We start from the raw sequence: 17,939 nt of genomic DNA on the forward strand, positions 1-17,939 counted from the left end.
TCAGCGCGCCTCCTCGATCTCTTCGAGGTGCGCCCCCGTCACCGCGACGCCGGCCTTCAGCATGCGGAGCGCCGCCGTCCTGATCACCTCGATCAAGTCGGGCAGGGGCGGATCGCACTTCGTGAGCATGAACGTCGCCAGCGTCACCGGATCGTCGATTACGGCCACCTTCCGCTTCACCAGCGACACGGCTTTGCGATTGCCGACCTGCGCTTTCGGCTCCCGTCGCGAGCCCGCGGCGTCGTCGAGGCGGCGCTCCTGCTGCCGCTGCGCATCCTCCTGACGCAGGCGTTCCTGTTCCTCCGCCGTCTTCTTCTGCAGGTACGGCGTCACTGCTCGTTTCGCCTTGCGCTTGCCGTCTTCAGCCATGTTCGTGAGCGGCTTGAACTTCGCGTCTATCTCGCGCCCGCCGTCGAGGAACGGCTGCTTCTCGGCGACACGCATCTGGTCAGCCTGCCGCTCGAGCTCGCTGAGCTTCGTGCCGATGTCCGAAACGCGCGACGCAGAGTCCTCGTCGGCCGGATCGCCGTCCTTCAGCTCCTTGTCGAGCCGCCGGCGCCACTCGTCGATCTCGTCCTTCAGCTGCTGAAACTCGGCGCTCTCCGCGGGGCCGGCATTGTTGCCGATCACCGCCCGCGGGTTCGGTTCAGCGCTCGGCTGCCGGACCGGACGCTTGGGGGCCGGCTCAGTCTTCGGCTTCGCCTGTAGCGATTGCCGCTCCCCCTTGATCTCGGCGACGACCTCGTCCGGCCACACACCCTTCTCGGTCTTCGCGAGATAGGCTTCGTGCGACACCGGCCGCTTGCATGCGTGCGTCCAGATGCTGCGAGCGAAGTCTTCGCTTGCGACCTTGCCATCCACCGCTGCCTGGAGGGCGCCGCCGACGTACCAGAAGGCGACAGGCTTGTACTCGCCGCCCTTCTCGGTGGTGGTGCGATAGAAGCCGGTCATTGGCTCGCCGTCATGGACGGGAAGAGTGCCGTCCATCACGCGCTGCGGATTTTCGACGGCTGTCTGCCACCAGGTCCAATCGTCGACCCGGTAGTCGGTCACAGTGCTCATCGCGCTGCGCTCCTGCTTTCGTGTTGCAGGAAGCAATGTGCGTCGTATTTAGACGACAGTCAATGAGCTGTGTCGCTTTTTTATAACATCAGCAGTTGACGCCGTCGTCATCGAACGACCTCTTGCATTGACCTCAGCGTCCCGCAGCAGGATAACTGCTTTCGCTCGGCGTTTCTGCCGGCATCACCGAACCAGCGGATGACACATGCAAGCGATCGCAAAGAAAAACCCCGGCGCCGCTGAAGACGGCAACCGGGGTAGGATCAGGACGGCAAGCCCTGTCGCTCAGTATCCAAAGGGCGTGCGGAAAAGCAAGAGCCTACCGTCGGCAGAAGCCAACAATCTGATGTGGCCCAAGGACGATGCCGATCGGCGGAAGATGCGAGAGGCATGGGGGCTGCTGGCGGCCGGCATCTGCAGCGGAGACATCCAAGCGCTACGCCTGCTGCGGGCGATCGAGGCCAAGACGCATCTCGTGAGCCTCGAATGCTGGGTAACGAACGAGAAGCTTGCGGCGCTCGCTCATTGTGGCCTGTCTACGGTGAAAGACGGGCTCGACGTCCTCGCTCGGCGCGGCTGCATCCGCTGGACGACCGAGGTGACCCGGGTGAAGGGTATGATCACCGGTCGCAAACGTGTCATCGTTCTGACGTTGCCCGATGGGGCGCCGAACAAACTGGACGCGATGCTCGCGGTCCTCGGCGATGACGAACACGCCGAAGGATGCATAGAGCAACCGTCGGTGGATGCACCGAAGGCCGCTCTGCGTGGCTCACCGAAGGTTGCTCAGCGTAGCTCCACCGAAGGCCGCACTGAGCGGCCAACTACCTTGATAAGAAATACCCTGAATCAGATTACCCTGAGCGAGCGCGCTGACGCGCGGCCTTCAGATGATCTCTTCGAAGAGGCCATCTTTCGAGGAAGCGGTTCTCTGGCGTCCTACGAGGCGGCCGTTGCAGAGCATGGCAGCCTCATCGAAAGCTTCAGGCGCCTATCCGCCTGCAACGCTATGCCCTGCTACGATGAGATTCACGGTCCCGGCAGCTTCAAGCGCCTTCCCCTGGATGAGCGGCAGCGATTGAAGGATCTCGCGTTTGCCGCGACCAGGACGAAGTTCGAAGCGGCTTCTGCCGATCGTGAGATGGAGGTCGTTTGCACATGAGCATCTTCGACAACAACCCGCGGCCGATCGAAGATGCGCCGGCTTGCGTCGCTGAGGTGATCCCGTTCCCCTCGCTCGCCCGTGTGCACAAGGTCGAGTACACCATCCAACGCCTCATGGGGCCTGGCACTGCGAAGCAGAAGGCGCGCTGGCGCGAGCAGATCTACGAGGGGATCGAGAACCAGTTCCGCGCGGTCGGCGTGCCCCCGGAGAAGGCGGTCGAGCAGCGCAACAAGTTCGAGATCGCGGTCGAGACAGAGATCACCAGGCGCCGGCGCGCGTGGGGGCTCTCTGAAGTCGACGGGGACGGCGCCGCCTGACGGCGCCTCACACGTCGAAGCGCCGCCGGTGCTTGCGCACGATGTCCTCAACGACAGCGATGATCTCGATTTGCTCGTCGCCGTCGGGGTCGTTGTTCGGCATGATGCGCAGGCTCTTGTGGGCCTTGTTGCTCGACACCGGCCGCAGCTCCTGCATCCCATCCGGATGCCGGAACAGACGCTTCACCGTGCGCTCGCGCAGGAACCCGCCGTCACGGCTGCGCTCGACGACGACGTCGTCGCCATCGCGCAGATTGAAGGGGTAGTCGGGAAGCCGCCAGCACACGATGCGGTCGCCGTCGAGGATGCCCGCGAGATCCATGGAATCTCCCTGGACGTCGAACGCCACCTTCTCAGCGCGCGGGAAGTTCGGGTCGATGTCGATGGTGATGTTGTCGCCGACTTGCGGCATCTCATCGATCTCGAGCCAGAGGCCGGCCTGGACAGGACCGGCCACCTGCACCTGCAGCGTGCCCGTCGGCCGCGGCACGGTTACGCCTTGGACGCTCCGCGGCTCCTCCTGCTCACCGGTGAGGTAGTCGACGTCGCAGCCCAGCACCTCGGCAAGCGCCTTCATCGAGGCGAAGCCGGGGTTTCGTGTCTTTCCGCTCATGACCTGAGACAACCAGGCGCGCTGAAGTCCAGCCTTCTGAGACGCCGTGCTCATGTTGAGGCCGGTCTCCTTCAGACGACTGCGGATCCGATCCGGGTCGATATTCATGTGAACCTCCTTTCGTAGGGTGATTCGCTCCTTTCGTTTTGCGCAGATGCTGCGTAGGGTCGCTATGCAAATAAAAACGACGTAAGGCTATTGCCGTCGTCGTTAAAAGACGACATAAACGAGTGCATGGAACACGCGCCCTCGTTCACGTTGCGCTTCGGCAACATCTTCATCCTCGGCCTGATCGATAGCGCGAGGCAGGAGTTCGGCTGGTCGGACAGCGGGATCTCGCGCGACGTGTTCAAGAATGCCGACGCGGTGAAGACCTTCAGGCTGTGGGATGGGGCGCGAAGATCCCCGACGCTCCGCACCGCATTGAACCTTGAGGATCACGTCCGCACCAATCTCGGCGAGGTCCATTACCAGCAGCAGTCGATCAGGCTGATCGCCGACATGACGGTGCCGTCGATCCTGACGCTTGCCGCAGAGACCGGCGCTGATCCGGACCAGATCATCGCCGACTTCACCGAACAGCTTCGCCGCGGCATCGCCTCCAGCGAGAGGTTCCGCCCTGCGGCTTGACGAGTAGCGACCCCGGGCGCTGCCCCCTCGGCGGCCGGGTGAAGAGGACGACGCTGGTCCTCCCAAGAGCGTCGTCCTCACCCCCTTCAGACCCCGAACCAGAAGGACGGGACCAATGGCAGGCAGAGTCCTTGAGAGCAACGACAACGGCGGCGTCACCGAGGAGGTGTTCACCCGCATCCTGAACGAGCACATCCGGCTCGAGAAAGAGGCGAGCAGCGTCCGCTCGAAGCAGAAGACGCTGAAGAAGAAGGCCGAGGACGACGGCATCGACATGGCCGACCTGAAGGCCGCTCTGAAGCTCGTCGGCGCCGATCCGCGCGACGTCATCGCCCAGCGAAACCGCGAGCTTCAGTATGCACGGTGGCTGAAGGCGCCGGTCGGCGCGCAGCTTCAGATGCTCGACCTGCCGCCGGACATGGCGAACATGAGCGACGAGGAGCGCGAGCAGAAGTGGGAGGATGAGGGCTTCACCGCAGGCCTCACCGCCGTCGATCGCGAGAAGTGCCCGCATGCGCCCGACAGCCCCGGCTTCCAGGCATGGATGCGCGGTTACGAGGCCGGTCAGAAGCGCAACCTCTCCGGCATCAAGGACGGCAAGGGGCGGTCCGTGACGGAGGCGGCAAAGAACGATGCGCCGAAGGCTCGCCGCGGTCGCTCGCCGAAGGAGAAGCCGGCGGCTGTCGACGATGCGGCCGCTCCTCCGGCGCCGCCCGCGCCTCCGGCTCCGCCTGTCGTCCCGGTCGATGATGAAGCCGAACCGGACGGAACCGGCGACAGCGGGGACGATGGCATTCCTTCCGCGCCTCCGGCGCTGACCGAAGACGAGGAATGGGAGCGCGCCGCGCCGGACGCGGCCTGAGATCCCAGAGCGAAAGCAACCACGGACAACGGCATCACCAGTCGCGCAGGAGCGACCGATGCGTCGGGAGTTGCAAGTAGGCTTGCCGCGGGCGGACGCGGAGGGGCTTCGGCACCGTTCTCCCTTCGGAACGGGCGCGTCTTCCAGAGACAGGAGCAGCCTCATGAACACGGTCGACAGCACGTCGGATGACCGCACGGCAAACAACGCGGTTCGTCACCAGTATCGCATCCTGTCCCATGCTGAGAAAGCGCGGATGCAGGAGGTCAAGGACATGGGCGCAGAGTTCCTCAGCCTGATCGACGCTCTTCGCACTCGGCCGCAGGACATCATCGACGACGGCGGCAACGACATGGACGTCGCCTACGGCCACTACGACCGCGAGCTCTCCATCGCCGCCGAGCGCGTCGAGGAGGCCGTCATGTGGGCGGTCAAGCACATCACCGCCTGATCGGCGGCACGAGGTGGAGTGGCCGGTTGAGGGTGACTGTCGACCACGCAAACGAGGCGGAACCCTACGCGAACGCTTGCGCAAACGGCGTGACCAGCCCGGGAGAGTAGCGGGCACCCCATCAGACGGAGCAGCGCCATGAGCAAGTTCGACACGCGTGGCACCGAGTGGGCTCGGCTGTCGGATCTGAAAGCTGGCAGCCAGGTTCGGCTCGACGACGGCTTCACCTGCGGCATTGCCGGTGCCCGCGTCGATGTTGCCGAGGATGAGGGCGGGCTGTTCGTCGCGTGCGACCACGGTCACCACTACCTTGACGGCCAGCTGGCAGACGACGGCGATCACCTCGTCGGCGTCTACCCGCAGATCTGAGCGAACCGCCTGATGGCCTACAGCATCCGCAGGACCGGCCCAACGCGCATCAGCTATCCGCAAGGGCGGCCGGCTGATCCCGTGGCGCCGAAGGTGCCGCCCACGCCGCGCGACGAACAACGCAAGGCGGAGGATCGCAGGCGCGCCGAGGCAGCATGGGCGGCCTACGATAGCCTCACCGCCGAGTTCGACCGTCTGCTGCTGCACGCCTACGAACAGGGCCACCGCGACGGACGGAGCGGCGCTCCGGCGCGACCGCCGACGCGGGACAGCATCCGCCGCGGCCAGTCGAGGAGGTCGCGGTGAGTTCCTCCTGGTTGTTCGATCCGCTTCTGCCTCTGCACTACGAGTTGCTGGTGATCGACCCACCCTGGCCGTTTGAGCTTTACGGGCCGGGTGGCGCGAAGAAATCGGCATCAGCGCACTATCAGACGATGTCCGAGGCGCAGATCCTTAACCTGCCAATCGGGCATCTCGCTTCCGCGGACTGCCTTCTCTACCTCTGGGCAACCGCGACGAAGCTGCCGCTGGCGATCGCCAGCGTAGAGGCCTGGGGGTTCGTCTATCGCAGCTTCATGATCTGGCGGAAGACCACGGCGAGCGGTCGGATGCGCTGGGGAACCGGATACCGCGTCCGCAGCTCGGGCGAGCTCGTCGTTGTCGCCACTCTCGGGAACCCACGGCAGGCTTACGCTCCCCCAACCGTGTTCGACGGCGTCGCTCGTGAGCACTCGCGCAAGCCCGACGAGTTCTATGCCATCTGCGACAGGGTGATGCCGCACGCTCGGCGCGCCGACGTGTTTGCCCGCGAGCGCCGCGACGGCTGGCAGTCCTTCGGGGATCAGGTCGGGAAGTTCGGGGAGGCCGCATGATCGACGACATCTTCACGCCCGCGTGGCACCGCTTCATCGTGCATTGCGCCAGCGAGGAGGCAATCATCCGCCTCTATGAGGAGAAGACCGGGCGGATCATGCTCCGCCCCAACGGCTCGTTCTTCTTCGACTCGGAGCACACCGACGCCGAGAACGAGTCGATGATCGACTTCATCTGCTGGGTGACGGTCACGCATTGGGGCCAGATCCGCGGCGTGCCGGAAGAGATTCTTGCAGTGGCAAGCCGACGCTATCCCGATCACATCGCCTTCGCCGACGCCGCGGCGACGACGCAGCTGAGGGTCGTGAAATGATGCTGCTGGCTCTTGATCCATCGCAACAGATGGGGTTCTGCCTCGGCAAGCACGACGGCACGCCGATCTACGGCACGCACCGGCTTCCGAAGGGCCGGTTCTCGCGCCAGGCGCTCGCGCTCGAGGCCATGCTGCTCGACATGATCAAGGCGAACCGCGTTGAGCGCGTGTACGCTGAGAAGCCTATTCTGCCCCGCGTCACGTCCTTCGACGCGATGATCGCCATGGCGGGCAAGGCGACCGTGATCGGCCTGACGTGCGCTCGGATCGGCGTCGATCTCGTCTACGTCGACATGAGCACCTGGCGCAGCGAGTTCGGCGTGCCAACGCAGGCGCCGAAGCGTGTACCGAAGCCCGAGCGCCGCAAGTGGGTGAAGGCCGCCACGATCGAGCGCTGCCGCGCGCTCGGCTACGAACCCGGCGATGACAACGCCGCCGACGCGATTGGCATCTGGTGGAGCCGCGCAGCTGCTATCCGCGAGCGCGAGGCCTCGCCGACCTTGTTCGAAAGCGATATTCTGGCCGGCATGGACGTGTAGGCGCCGTGCCTCGCTTCGACCAGCAACTGCTCGACGACATCCGCGACCGGCTGCCGATCTCAACGGTGGTCGGTTCTCGCGTGACGTGGGACAGCAGGAAGACGAACACCAGCCGCGGCGACTTCTGGGCCTGCTGCCCCATCCATGGCGAGAAGAGCCCGTCGTTCCACTGCGAAGATCAGAAGGGCAGATATCACTGCTTCGGTTGCGGGGCCTCGGGCGACGTGTTCCGGTTCCTCGTGGATGTCGACGGACTCTCGTTTCCGCGGGCGGTCGAGATGGCGGCGCAGCTCGCCGGCGTGCCGCTGCTCGGCGCTAGCGAGGAGACCGCGGCCGAGAAGGAGAAGCGACGGCGCCGTGCTGCTGACCTAGAGAGGAAGAAGCAGGCCGATCTCGCCCGCGCCGTCCGGGAGAGCGAACGCAAGCTTGAGACCGCCGCCGGCATCTGGAAAAGCACGCAGCTCCTGGCAGGCTCGCTCGCCGAAGTCTACCTGCGGGCCCGCGGCATCGATCTTATCGACGAGCCGAACCTGCGCTTCCATCCGTCGCTGCCGTACCCGAAAGCAGGCAAGCATCCGGCGCTTGTCGCCCGCGTGCAGGGGCCGGACGGAAAGGGGATCGGCGTGTGGCGGATCTTCCTCGCGCCCGACGGCCGCGGCAAAGCTCAGGTCGAGAACGCGAAGCTCGGCCTCGGCAACGTGAAAGGCGGCGCGGTGCGGCTCGGCGGTGAGGGGCCAGTCGTCGGAATCGCGGAGGGTGTGGAGACCGCGCTGGCCGCTCACGAGCTTGACCGCCGGCATCCGATTTGGGCCGGCCTATCTACTTCCGGCATCATGACGTTCGTCCCGCCGCCGTTCGTGCGTCGGGTCCTGATCTATCCCGACGGCGACATCGCGAAGATCCGCGACGGTAAGGTGCACGAGGCGCCCGGCATGAGGGCCGCGCTGGTGTTGAAGGAGCGGCTCGTCGGCGAACACAAGCCCTCCGCCATCATCGACCCTCCGAGGGAAGGCGATTATCTCGACGCTCTGCAGGCGGTGAAGCGAGCCTAACGCTTAGGTCGTTCAAAAACGACATAGAGGCTTGAATAACCCATCTTAAGCCGATATCTGTCGTTCATAGACGACAAAAGGATATCGGGACGGCACATGCAGCCCTGCATTGATCATTCGGACGACATCCCCCCCTTCATCCCGCTTGCGGTGGCTGCGGCCTGCATCTCGCAGCGTCTGCGGGACGACCTCGACAATGCGGCTGAGATCGCTGTCGCGAAGGGTTGGGATCGCCCGCAGGTCCGTCGGCCGGAGCGCGCACGGTGACGGCGCGGATCTGGACGGACTACGTCTTGCGGAACGTCTTCCTGTTGCTGAAGGACGGCTACGACTATGGCGAGATCGCCGAGATGTACGGCGTCTCCAGGCGCGCGGTTGCAGCAGTCGTGAACCGCACAGAGGTCGGCGCGAAGTTTCGGGCGGGCCGAGGTGGGAAAAAGGCGCCGGCGCGTCGGTTCTGGACGAAGACGCGGCGGGACGAGCTCGCGGCCATGTACCGGCGCGAGATGCCGCGCAAGGAGATCGCCAAGGCGCTCAACTGCACGATCGAGGCTGTCCGGCATATGGCGGACGAGATGGGGCTCGCCGATCGGCAGCGCGGTACTCGTATCATGGCGGCACAGCGCAAGGGCAGTCGCCATTCTGAGGAAGCTCTCCAGAAGATGCGGGAGAAGGCTCGGGCGCGGTGGCGGCGGCCTGAATATGTCGCCAAGCAGCGGGCGCATCATGACCGCGTCAGCAGGTCCGAGCTCGCAAAAAAGGGGAACGACACCCGACGCGGCTTCTCCGTACCGGAGGACAAGAAGGAAGCCTACGACGCGTTGATGCGGAAGGCGTTCTCGTCGAAGGAGGCCGGGATGCTCGTCGGCATCCTGCCGCAGGGCAGCGTCGAGATCCGCGACGTGCGGTACAAGAACCGCACGAAGGACGAGGACTATCGCCGGGCGAAGCCGATCACCATCGTTCGCGACATCGCCGCCGAGATGCAGATCCCGGCGGATGCGATCCTGTCCGACCGCCTCGAACAGCCGATCGTCATCGCGCGCCATCGGGCTGTCTACGAGGTCGCGAGGCTGCGGCCGGACATCTCGATCACGAAGATCGGGCAGGCCTTCGGTCGCGATCATTCGACGATCAGCAACTCGCTGAAGGTCTGGCCGGGCATCGCCGCCGAGTACGGCTATGAGGCGAAGCCGCTCACCGGGCGGAGGGCTACGGCATGAGGCCCCTGATCGTCGACAGCTTCGCCGGCGGCGGCGGGGCGAGCACCGGGATCGAGATGGCGCTCGGCCGCTCGCCGGACATCGCCATCAACCACTCGGCCGATGCGCTCGCCATGCACGCGGTCAACCATCCGGACACACATCACCTCAACTCGAACATCTGGGACGTCTCGCCTCTGGAGGTGACGGGCGGGCGGGCGGTCGGGCTGTTCTGGGCCTCACCCGACTGCAAGCACTTCTCAAAGGCCAAGGGCGGCAAGCCGCTCGACCGCAACATCCGCGACCTCGCCTGGGTCGTGGTGCGCTGGGCCGAGGAGGCGCGGCCGGACGTGATCATCCTCGAGAACGTCGAGGAGTTCGTCACCTGGGGGCCGCTCTACGAGGACGGTTCGCCGATCGTTGAGCTGCGCGGCCAGACGTTCCAGGACTGGGTGCGGCGGCTGAAGCGCGCCGGCTACCGGGTGCAGTGGAGGGAGCTGCGGGCCTGCGACTACGGCGCGCCGACGATCCGCAAGCGCTTCTTCCTGATCGCACGGCGCGACGGCAAACCGATCGTCTGGCCGGCGCCAACGCATTACCCCTCGGAAGAATTGCTTCGTGACGGCTACGGCAATCCGGACGATCCGGCGTACGTGCCGAGACCGATCCGAAAGCGTGAACGCAAGAACGGTAAGCCGGACTATTCGAAGGCAACGAAGCCGTGGCGCACGGCCGCCGAGATCATCGACTGGTCGCTGCCGTGCCCGTCGATCTTCGACACGTCGGCCGAGATCATGGCCAAGCACGGGGTGCGGGCGGTGCGCCCGCTCGCTGACGCCACGATGCGCCGGATCGCGCGGGGCGTGGTGCGCTACGTGCTGGAGACGGCGAAGCCCTTCGTGGTGAAGTTCCAGACCGGCTCGACCGGGCACGCGCTCGACGAACCGCTGGCGACGGTGACCGCCAACGGCTTCGTCAAGCGCCCGGGCGGCGCCGCGCCGATCGGCATCGTGGTGCCGTCGATCGCCGCGCTTGCGCACGGCTACTCAGGCGGGCGGCGCGAATATTCGATCGAGGAACCGCTCGGCACGGTTCACGCCGGCGGCAACAATCACGCGCTGGTCGCTCCCGTCATCACGGCCGCGCAGCAAGGCGGGTCCGTCCGCTCCGCCGATGCGCCGATCCACACCATCACGGCCAGCCCGAAGGACCAGAACGCGGTGATCGCGGCGACCATGGTGCAGACCGGCTATGGCGAGCGCGAAGGGCAGGCACCTCGCGCGCTCGACATCGACCGGCCGATCGGGACACAGGTTGGCGGCGCGGCCAAGCATGCCGTCGTCGCGGCCTTCCTGGCGCAGCACAACAACGACAGCCGGCGCGTCGGCGGCGTCAATCCGGGACGGCGAGCGGACGAGCCGATCGCGACCATCACGGCAGCCGGGGCACAGCAGGCGGTTGTCGCGGCGCATCTCAACTGGGCTTACACGTCGAACACGCGCGGCGGCGAGGGCGATCTCGACCTTCCTGCCAAGACCTTCTGCGCCGGCGGCAACCATGCCGCGCTGATCGCCGGCTTCCTGACGAAATATTATGGGGAGGGCCTGCCCAGCCAGTCGCTCGCCGAGCCGGTTCACACGGTGACGACGAAGCCGCGCCACGGACTCGTCACCGTCGAGATCGACGGCGAGACCTTCGCCATCGCCGACATCGGCATGCGGATGCTGACGCCGCGCGAGCGCTTCCGGGCGCAGGGCTTTCCGGACAGCTACGTGATCGACCGAAGGCCCGACGGATCGGCGATCTCGGCGACCGTGCAAGGCTCGTGCTGCGGCAATTCCGTCTGCCCGCCGCTCGCCGCCGCGCTGGTGGCGGCAAACTGCGCCGGGCTCGCCGCCGAGCCGGTGCGGGAGGCGGCGGAATGACCGACCGCCGCCGATATCCGGAGCGAGCGCCGCCGCCTGCCGAGATCATCTCCGAAGAGGCAGAGCGCGCCGTCGCCGGCTACATCCTCGCGAACCCCTCGCAGTTCTTCGAGATCAACGACCGCCTGCAGTCTGAGCACTTCAGCACCTCTCGCATCATGCGGATCTGGGCCGCCATGCAGCGAGCGGTCGAGAAGGGCAAGTCGCCTGACCGACGCATGGTCGCCCTCTTCATCGACCCCCTCGACAAGAAGGACGACACGCCGCTCACGATCTACATCGCGAACCTCATCCACGACGTCACGAGGAACATCGAAGGGTTCGACCTCCTCGCCTATACCGACACCATCATCCGTCTCGCGCAGAAGCGTGCGCTGCTGGCGGCTCTCGACCAGGCCCGCGTTCAGGTCGCTGCGGCCGATGTCGGCACCGCGATCGAAGATCTCGTCGACGAGGGGGTGAGGGCGCTCACGTCCGCCGGCGTTGGCGACTTCGATCGCGACATGCGCACCTATGGGCAGTGGGCAGAGGCTCTCGGGCAGCGGGTGAACCGCGCCATCGCTGACGAGGAGAACGGCGGCATCGGCCTTAGCCCCGGCCTGAAGGCGGTCGAGGAGGTGATCGGTCCCCTGATCGGCGGGAAGGTCTACGTGCTCGCCGGCATGTCCTCCGGCGGCAAATCGGCCTTGGCGAAGAGCATCATGGAATCGGCCGCTCTCGACGCCAAGCGGAAGAGGCAAGGCTGGCTCTACAACGCCTCGCTCGAGATGAACGGTGAAGAGCATGCAGCGCGCGCTCTTTCCGACTACCTCGGCATCCCGTCCTTCAAGATAGAGCGGGCCGCGCTGAACCGATCAGAGGTCGAGGCCATCGGCAGCCGCGGGCGGGAGTGGGCAAGCCAGTACCCGATTCTGATCGACCAGCGCCGGCGCATGACCATGGAGAAGATCCGGTCGCGCATGATGCAGGTGAAGAACCGCTACGGGCTCGCGATGGCGGTGATCGACCACATCCTGCTGATCCGCGGCGGCAAAAAGGACTCGCTGATGGATCGCGTCATGGAGGCGGTCATAGAGGCCAAGATCATGGCCGGCGAGTTGGGCATCCCGATCCTTCTGCTGGCGCAGATCAACGAGAAGAACCTGCTGGAGCGTCCGAGCGGTTGGCCGATCGCGTCCGACCTCTTCGGTGGTGCCTCGATCGTCCAGAACGCCGACGTCGTCTTCTTCATCCATCGGCCGGAACTCGTCACCCGTAAGAAGGAGCCTGCGAAGACGGCGAAGAAGCGCGACGAGGACGGCGACACACCGCACCAGGCGTGGGAGCGCCGGCTCGAGCGCGAGGCAGGGCAGGCCTGGGTCTTCTCCGACAAGACGCGCGGCTTGGCCGGCGGTGTCCGTCGCGAGCTTCGGTTCGACGGCGAAACCACAACGTTCAGGGATATCTGAGATGGTCGAGCGGCTCCGCATCACCGCGACCGCCATAGAGCGCTATCGCGAGCTCGTCCTGCACGGCACCGGCCGAATTGACCGGTCTGTGGCGGCGGAGATCGAAGCCGAACTGCTCTGTCTGCTGTCCCGCTGCTTCGTCCCGCACACGCCGCGCTACGCGATCATCGTCGGCCAGGCGCGCTTCATCGTCGTGGACGGCGCAGTCGTCACCACCCTTCACCGAAACGACCACTGCTGGACGGGCATCCACCGCCCGGGCCGAAAGCTGGAGCTTGATCATGCGGAATAGTGGCGCCAACCAGTGGCGCGCCTACGCGCGGCCGGAGGGCACGTCCTTCCTCGCGATGGTGTGCGTGGCGCATCTGGCCGAACCTTACAGCCTGAAGAAGGACGGCAAACCGATCCTCTATCCGACGCGCGGCGCGGCCGATCGTGCCGCGCACGAGCACATCCTCGGCCTACTGAACTCGCCGATCTACGCCGAGAGCTACGAGCGCCAGCTGAGCGAGCACGAGAAGCTGCAGGCGCAGGTGTTTGGCTCCGCCGCGCAACGAGATGAGGTGACGCCGGAGTCCGCCTTCGGTGTGATCTACGCCAAGGGCAGGGGAGGGAGCACGCACCAGGTGAAGGTCGAGCGGCGGCGGCGGCGGAGGGCTCAGGCATGAAGTCTCGCCCGCGCAAGCATACCGATCGCGTCCGCTACGTCGCAAGCGTGCTCTTCCTGCATGGGCTGAGCGAGCGGCTCGTTGCTGAGAAGATGACGGAGTCCGGCGTCTGCCTCATGACCAAGGGCAAGGTGAGCGGCATCATCAACCAGACGCCCTTCCGCGGCCTCTCCGATCCTGAGCGGCAGACATGGCTGGATCGGCTTGCGCAGAAGCGCCTCGATGACGGCGTGCTGCCGGCCGCCGCGTTCCGCGCCGCCAGCCGAGATGCGAGGGGCGTGCGATGAGATGCCAGATCGTAACCGGCCAGCGCGTCGTCTGCATTGATGACGATTGGGGCACCCACAACGGAGTGCTCCCGCAGACCGCCCCTGTGCTGGGGCTGATCTATACCGTCGAAAGCCTGCGGCTCATCAACAACATGGAAGGTGAAGTCGCTCTCTCGCTTACGGAGTGGGAGGTGAGTGAAGCGTGGTGGAGCGCCGAGCATTTCCGTCCGCTCGATGAGGCCCGCCTCCACCGGTTCCGCGAGCACCTCGCCCCCCGTCGCGTCGAGGAGCCCGCATGAGTGCCTTCGACGACCTCATCTCCGACTCCCCCACAGTCCCCCCACATGCCCCTACGGTGGGGGTTCCGGTCGTGCTGCCGCTCTCGGCCTTCTACGCCAGAGACCGGACGCACGAGCGGCGCCGGGCGAAGTTCTACGCGACGATGTCTGTGGAGTTCGGCTTTGAAAACTGGCGTCTCGCGAAAATCGAGATCCCCGCATGGGGCCCGCACTGCCACGTCGACCTCGCCTCGATGACCAGGCTCCCCGTCCAGCCGCTTGCCGGGGTGACGCCCGCGGCCGGTCGAGGCGGGCGCCGTCGCCAACTGCTGAAGCCCGATCGGCGCTCGAACGTGCTGCGCGACCTGCGGCAGTCCGTTGTCGGCTTCTTCACCGTCACGAACGAGCTGAACGATCCGATCAGCTTTGCCGACTCCGACCGCGTGAAGAACAACGCGCACTACTACGGCGAGATCCGGCGCCGCGTGATGGTGCGCCTGCGCGATCTCAACGAAGCGGCCGAGGGCAGCCCGCTCAAGAGCGTCGATCTGGAACGCGAGCCGACCGGCGGCCGTCGGCCCGGCACTGTCTCCGACGCGCGCCTCGGCGCCATGAGTGTCGTCGGGCGCGTGCGAGCGAAGGTGCCACCGGTGTGCATGGATCTGCTCGATCGCGCGATCCTGAACGACGACTTCGACGTGATCGCAGTCGAGGGCAAGGAGGCGCGCAAGGTCCTCCTCGAGGACATGCGTTTGGCTCTCGACTTCGCGGCCTGGGCGCTGGGCGAACTGCCGGAGGCGCGACTGCTGCGCCGGTGGAAGCAGGTCCGCGACCTGCTGATCCTGCGGCCGGCTCTCGACGAGGCGCGCCGGGCGAAATGATCGGCCGGCGCGGCGCTCTCCGGACGCCCGCACTATTCCCTACAGGATCCCGGCGCTACTCGCCTAGCTGGGCACGCTTCACTCTGCCCGCATGGTCGAAGGGATCAATGATATCGGCAGGATGTCCCTCGTCGAGATAGGTGGCGCGGCGCCACGCGGCTGCGGCGTTATATAGCGCCTCGGCCGGCGTCTTCCCAATGCCATGGTGGCCGATGCCTTCGTCGATATCGCACTGATAGGGTCGCCCGAGGCCCGATGATCGCCAGATGGTGATCTTCGGCGTCTGCTCGCCGGTCTTGCTGTCATCCATTGGTTCGCTCCTCTCCAATGTCGCTACAATGGGGCCTCAAATTCCCACGGTATGGGGGGTGTCTCCCCTGTCCTCTTCCTCAATCAGCGCCGCATCGCTGATGTGCCGCGCCACCTCCATGTTCGCCGGCTGGGCGAGCAACGCGAGGAGGACGCGCACCCAATGCGGCGTCTGCGCCGTCGGGTCGTCGAGCCATTTCTCGATCGTGCGCGGCTGCGAGCCGGTGAGCCGCGAGAACTGCCGGACCGACAGCTGCACCCGGTTGAGCGCCTGCGAGAGCTCCCGACCTGTCATGGGCTTGTGCCTGTATCGTGCGCTCATGCGCGTTCCTTTCCTGGTCGCCGTGTTCGGCATTGGCCGGCGCGACGGGCGCGCCGGCCGGCAGTATGTCCGCTACAGTGGGTCTCTGCCAACGCCGCTACAGTGGGATAGGCTAGGACGGCCGCTCCCGCCCGAGTGTCAACACGCGATTGAGCCTCAGCGACTGGCGCTCGACTTCGCGAAGCCGCACGAGCTCGCCAGCAGCCCAGCGTGTGCCCTTGACTTGGATCTCCTCGGCGGCCGGTTCGACGGCTGCCCGATCCCGTTCTGCGAATTTCTTCAGCATCCCATCTGCCACTTTCAGAGCCATACGCCAGCGTCGTCCGGCGTCTCTGTTGTGATCGGCGGCTCAAATCCCTCGATCACCCACCTCGGTAGGCCCTCGGGATACATCCGGCGCAGGTCGCCAATAGTAAAGCCGAGCACGCCGGCCGAGGGCGATGAGGCGAGATCGAGACCTGCGCGGATGCAGCACGAGACTTGGCTTTCGAACTTGTTGCCTCGCGGCTCGAAGCCGCTGCGCGTCTCGCGTTCGTGGTAGTGCTCGCTCAGGTGGGAAGAGACGTCATCGCAAATGCAAGGCCGGTACTTGTAGCCGTTCACCTCGTATTCTTCGCCACTATCCCAGTCGACAACGGCGGCAGTCTCGGAACTGTCCCTCTCGTGCCAAGAGAAGAAGTTCTCGACGCTCGCCTCGATTTTGGCGCGGCGGGCTGGTGTTGCTTCGGGGAAAGCGTGCCTCGCCATGCGGAGGGCGAAATCCTTCCAACGATCGTATTGTTCAGGTGTCACGGTTTTTCCTCAATGGCGCGCCGAGGGTGGCGCTGGTGATGGTCAGGCGCCTTCAGACGCCCGCACAAGGGGAGGGGCGGCCGGCGCCCCTCCTAATGTCGCTACGGTGGGAGGGCCTTAGACTCGCATCGGCATAAGGACGCCCGTCCAGCCCGGGCGATCGCCGGTGATGACGACGGGTCCACTCGCATCGCTCATGGCAGCGCGCGCCGGCTCGCCGACCTCGGCGAGAATCTCGGCGAGCTGCGAGGCGCGGAAGCCGATCTCGATGGGCGCGCCGGTATAGACCGCCGCGAGCGTCGTCTCGGCGGTGCCGTTCTCCGGATCGATCATTGAGAGGCGCAACGGCTCGCCTTCGGCTGCCTCGATGCGCACGGCGCGCCCGCGCTCCGGCGAGATCGCAGCCAAGCCCTTGATTGCTTCAAGCATGGCGGCCGCGCTGAACTCGGCGACGTTGTCGTTGTGCATGGGGATGACGCGGGTGTAATCCGGGAAAGTGCCGTCGATCGGCCTCGCGACGATGCGGACGCCTTGCCAGGTGAGTTCGATCCGCTCCCCTGTCACCCGCAGCCGGACGGTTTCCGGCGCCGCCTTGCCCTTCCAGAGCTTCAGCAGCACGCCGACCAGCTTGCGCGGCAGGATAACGCCCGGCATGCCTTCGGTGCCTTCCGGCGCCGTGATCGTCTGCCGATAGAGGCGATGGCCGTCCGTCGCGACCATGACGAGCTGAGCCGAACCGTCCGCAGTCCAGTCCGGCCGGTGGATGAACACGCCGTTCAAGTAGAAACGCGTCTCTTCGGTCGAGATCGCGCCCTCGACCGCCGCAAGGCTGTCGCGGAACGTCCTTCCGTCGAGCTCGAACACCTTGGCGGCAACCATGTCCTGCGAAATGTCCGGAAAGTCGGCCGACGGCAGAACCGGGAGGGAGTAACGGATCCGCTCGAAGTCGGCCGCCATCTTCTCGTCGTCCGCCTCAGGCGCCTCGAATGCGACCATATCAGCGGCCGGCGCTTTCTTCAGGAGATCGGCGAACTTGTGCGCGTCCAGGCAGAGCGAAAAGCGCGCGTCGATGGCGGCCGGAATATCGATGTGAATCTCCGTGTCGAGATCGGTCGCGGAAAGCCTGGCGAACTCGCCATGAGCGACGACGCGAGCCGTCGCCAGAATCGGGAGGTGCGGCCGCTTCTCGACGACGGTCGTCAGCTTGGCGAAGGCGCCGGCGAGTTCCGCACGTTCGATGACGGCGGACGGGCGAGCGGCGGCAATGGTGTTCTGAATCTGCATGTTCGTTCCTTTCAGGCGCGCCGTGATTGGCGCTGTTCGGCTCATAGCGGCCGGATGACGGGCGCGGCGAGGGCGCCCGTCACGCAAGACGCTACGGGAGCAGGAGACGTTGAAGCGTTGCCAGAGCGCCAACTGCGGCAACAAGCATTGCACCGAACCGAACGGTAAGCCGCAACGTCTGCCTGTCGAGCGCGTCAGCAAGGTCCGATTTCGTGACAAGGTCGAGCATGGCGAATTCCCGAACTGCGGAGGCGTGCGCCTCGGCATGCTCGCGTTTAACGCCAGCCTCTTCAAGTCGTTTCGCATAACCGAGGG

25 protein-coding genes and 2 pseudogenes are annotated in these 17,939 nt (G+C 65.8%); 20 read left to right on the top strand and 7 right to left on the bottom strand.

The window, feature by feature from the left end; all coding sequences use genetic code 11:
* Entirely contained in the window at positions 1-1,053 is a 1,053-nt protein-coding gene (locus tag NPA30_RS05665) for a hypothetical protein (RefSeq protein ID WP_256801377.1), read from the bottom strand.
* Between the two features lie 214 nt (positions 1,054-1,267).
* Between NPA30_RS05665 and NPA30_RS05670 the strand changes: the two genes are divergently transcribed.
* Positions 1,268-2,224, top strand: a complete 957-nt coding sequence (locus NPA30_RS05670; protein ID WP_256801378.1) for a hypothetical protein — start codon at positions 1,268-1,270, stop codon at positions 2,222-2,224.
* On the top strand, positions 2,221-2,544 hold the full coding sequence (locus NPA30_RS05675; protein ID WP_256801379.1) for a DUF6074 family protein: 324 nt from the start codon (positions 2,221-2,223) through the stop codon (positions 2,542-2,544). The genes NPA30_RS05670 and NPA30_RS05675 overlap by 4 nt, the downstream gene beginning before the upstream one ends.
* Before the next feature lie 7 nt (positions 2,545-2,551).
* Here NPA30_RS05675 and NPA30_RS05680 read toward each other — a convergent pair whose 3' ends face one another.
* A complete protein-coding gene (locus NPA30_RS05680; RefSeq protein ID WP_256801380.1) occupies positions 2,552-3,265 on the bottom strand; it encodes a LexA family protein in 714 nt (237 codons plus the stop codon).
* Positions 3,266-3,391: 126 nt separating this feature from the next.
* Between NPA30_RS05680 and NPA30_RS05685 the strand changes: the two genes are divergently transcribed.
* From NPA30_RS05685 to NPA30_RS05770, 18 genes and pseudogenes are all read left to right on the top strand, one after another.
* Positions 3,392-3,787: a hypothetical protein gene (locus NPA30_RS05685; RefSeq protein ID WP_256801381.1), complete on the top strand. Its 396-nt coding sequence runs from the start codon at positions 3,392-3,394 to the stop codon at positions 3,785-3,787.
* A gap of 115 nt (positions 3,788-3,902) precedes the next feature.
* On the top strand, positions 3,903-4,649 hold the full coding sequence (locus tag NPA30_RS05690) for a hypothetical protein (protein WP_256801382.1): 747 nt from the start codon (positions 3,903-3,905) through the stop codon (positions 4,647-4,649).
* A gap of 163 nt (positions 4,650-4,812) precedes the next feature.
* Positions 4,813-5,100 (top strand): Acb2/Tad1 domain-containing protein, encoded by a 288-nt coding sequence (locus NPA30_RS05695; protein WP_256801383.1) that lies wholly within the window; start codon positions 4,813-4,815, stop codon positions 5,098-5,100.
* A 138-nt stretch (positions 5,101-5,238) separates the two neighbouring features.
* Complete coding sequence (locus tag NPA30_RS05700; RefSeq protein WP_256801384.1) at positions 5,239-5,469, top strand: hypothetical protein; 231 nt, start codon at positions 5,239-5,241, stop codon at positions 5,467-5,469.
* Between the two features lie 12 nt (positions 5,470-5,481).
* Positions 5,482-5,775, top strand: coding sequence for a hypothetical protein (locus NPA30_RS05705; protein WP_256801385.1), 294 nt, complete (start codon positions 5,482-5,484; stop codon positions 5,773-5,775).
* Entirely contained in the window at positions 5,772-6,341 is a 570-nt protein-coding gene (locus tag NPA30_RS05710; RefSeq protein ID WP_256801386.1) for an MT-A70 family methyltransferase, read from the top strand. Before NPA30_RS05705 ends, NPA30_RS05710 begins: the two co-directional genes overlap by 4 nt.
* Positions 6,338-6,655, top strand: a complete 318-nt coding sequence (locus NPA30_RS05715) for a hypothetical protein (protein ID WP_256801387.1) — start codon at positions 6,338-6,340, stop codon at positions 6,653-6,655. The genes NPA30_RS05710 and NPA30_RS05715 overlap by 4 nt, the downstream gene beginning before the upstream one ends.
* Positions 6,652-7,194 carry a hypothetical protein gene (locus NPA30_RS05720; protein ID WP_256801388.1) on the top strand — a complete coding sequence of 181 codons (543 nt, stop codon included), beginning with the start codon at positions 6,652-6,654 and terminating at the stop codon, positions 7,192-7,194. The genes NPA30_RS05715 and NPA30_RS05720 overlap by 4 nt, the downstream gene beginning before the upstream one ends.
* 5 nt (positions 7,195-7,199) lie before the next feature.
* Positions 7,200-7,904 (top strand): annotated as a pseudogene (locus NPA30_RS19660) (DUF7146 domain-containing protein); the annotation flags it as partial.
* Positions 7,905-7,946: 42 nt separating this feature from the next.
* A pseudogene (locus NPA30_RS19665) lies at positions 7,947-8,246 on the top strand (toprim domain-containing protein); the annotation flags it as partial.
* A 263-nt stretch (positions 8,247-8,509) separates the two neighbouring features.
* The gene (locus NPA30_RS19595; RefSeq protein ID WP_256801389.1) at positions 8,510-9,469 is read left to right on the top strand and encodes a helix-turn-helix domain-containing protein; all 960 of its coding nucleotides are present in this window, start codon (positions 8,510-8,512) and stop codon (positions 9,467-9,469) included.
* Entirely contained in the window at positions 9,466-11,373 is a 1,908-nt protein-coding gene (locus tag NPA30_RS05740; protein ID WP_256801390.1) for a DNA cytosine methyltransferase, read from the top strand. Before NPA30_RS19595 ends, NPA30_RS05740 begins: the two co-directional genes overlap by 4 nt.
* On the top strand, positions 11,370-12,821 hold the full coding sequence (locus tag NPA30_RS05745) for a replicative DNA helicase (RefSeq protein WP_256801391.1): 1,452 nt from the start codon (positions 11,370-11,372) through the stop codon (positions 12,819-12,821). The genes NPA30_RS05740 and NPA30_RS05745 overlap by 4 nt, the downstream gene beginning before the upstream one ends.
* 1 nt (position 12,822) lies before the next feature.
* Positions 12,823-13,113 carry a hypothetical protein gene (locus NPA30_RS05750; RefSeq protein WP_256801392.1) on the top strand — a complete coding sequence of 97 codons (291 nt, stop codon included), beginning with the start codon at positions 12,823-12,825 and terminating at the stop codon, positions 13,111-13,113.
* A complete protein-coding gene (locus tag NPA30_RS05755; protein ID WP_256801393.1) occupies positions 13,103-13,489 on the top strand; it encodes a hypothetical protein in 387 nt (128 codons plus the stop codon). Before NPA30_RS05750 ends, NPA30_RS05755 begins: the two co-directional genes overlap by 11 nt.
* On the top strand, positions 13,486-13,776 hold the full coding sequence (locus tag NPA30_RS05760; protein WP_256801394.1) for a hypothetical protein: 291 nt from the start codon (positions 13,486-13,488) through the stop codon (positions 13,774-13,776). Before NPA30_RS05755 ends, NPA30_RS05760 begins: the two co-directional genes overlap by 4 nt.
* On the top strand, positions 13,773-14,057 hold the full coding sequence (locus NPA30_RS05765; protein WP_256801395.1) for a hypothetical protein: 285 nt from the start codon (positions 13,773-13,775) through the stop codon (positions 14,055-14,057). Before NPA30_RS05760 ends, NPA30_RS05765 begins: the two co-directional genes overlap by 4 nt.
* Entirely contained in the window at positions 14,054-14,917 is an 864-nt protein-coding gene (locus tag NPA30_RS05770) for a hypothetical protein (protein WP_256801396.1), read from the top strand. Before NPA30_RS05765 ends, NPA30_RS05770 begins: the two co-directional genes overlap by 4 nt.
* Before the next feature lie 55 nt (positions 14,918-14,972).
* On the opposite strand, the gene NPA30_RS05775 is transcribed toward NPA30_RS05770, so the two are convergent.
* The 5 genes from NPA30_RS05775 to dnaN form a co-directional block, all read right to left on the bottom strand.
* A complete protein-coding gene (locus NPA30_RS05775) occupies positions 14,973-15,227 on the bottom strand; it encodes a hypothetical protein (RefSeq protein ID WP_256801397.1) in 255 nt (84 codons plus the stop codon).
* Between the two features lie 36 nt (positions 15,228-15,263).
* Positions 15,264-15,521, bottom strand: coding sequence for a hypothetical protein (locus NPA30_RS05780; protein ID WP_256801398.1), 258 nt, complete (start codon positions 15,519-15,521; stop codon positions 15,264-15,266).
* 139 nt (positions 15,522-15,660) lie between these two features.
* Positions 15,661-15,834: a hypothetical protein gene (locus tag NPA30_RS05785; protein WP_256801399.1), complete on the bottom strand. Its 174-nt coding sequence runs from the start codon at positions 15,832-15,834 to the stop codon at positions 15,661-15,663.
* Between the two features lie 14 nt (positions 15,835-15,848).
* Entirely contained in the window at positions 15,849-16,340 is a 492-nt protein-coding gene (locus NPA30_RS05790; protein WP_256801400.1) for a hypothetical protein, read from the bottom strand.
* A 117-nt stretch (positions 16,341-16,457) separates the two neighbouring features.
* The gene (gene dnaN, locus NPA30_RS05795; RefSeq protein ID WP_256801401.1) at positions 16,458-17,825 is read right to left on the bottom strand and encodes a DNA polymerase III subunit beta; all 1,368 of its coding nucleotides are present in this window, start codon (positions 17,823-17,825) and stop codon (positions 16,458-16,460) included.
* Between the last annotated feature and the right edge of the window lie 114 nt (positions 17,826-17,939).

It is taken from the genome of Mangrovibrevibacter kandeliae, from assembly GCF_024519155.1.
GTDB lineage: Bacteria > Pseudomonadota > Alphaproteobacteria > Rhizobiales > Rhizobiaceae > Mangrovibrevibacter > Mangrovibrevibacter kandeliae.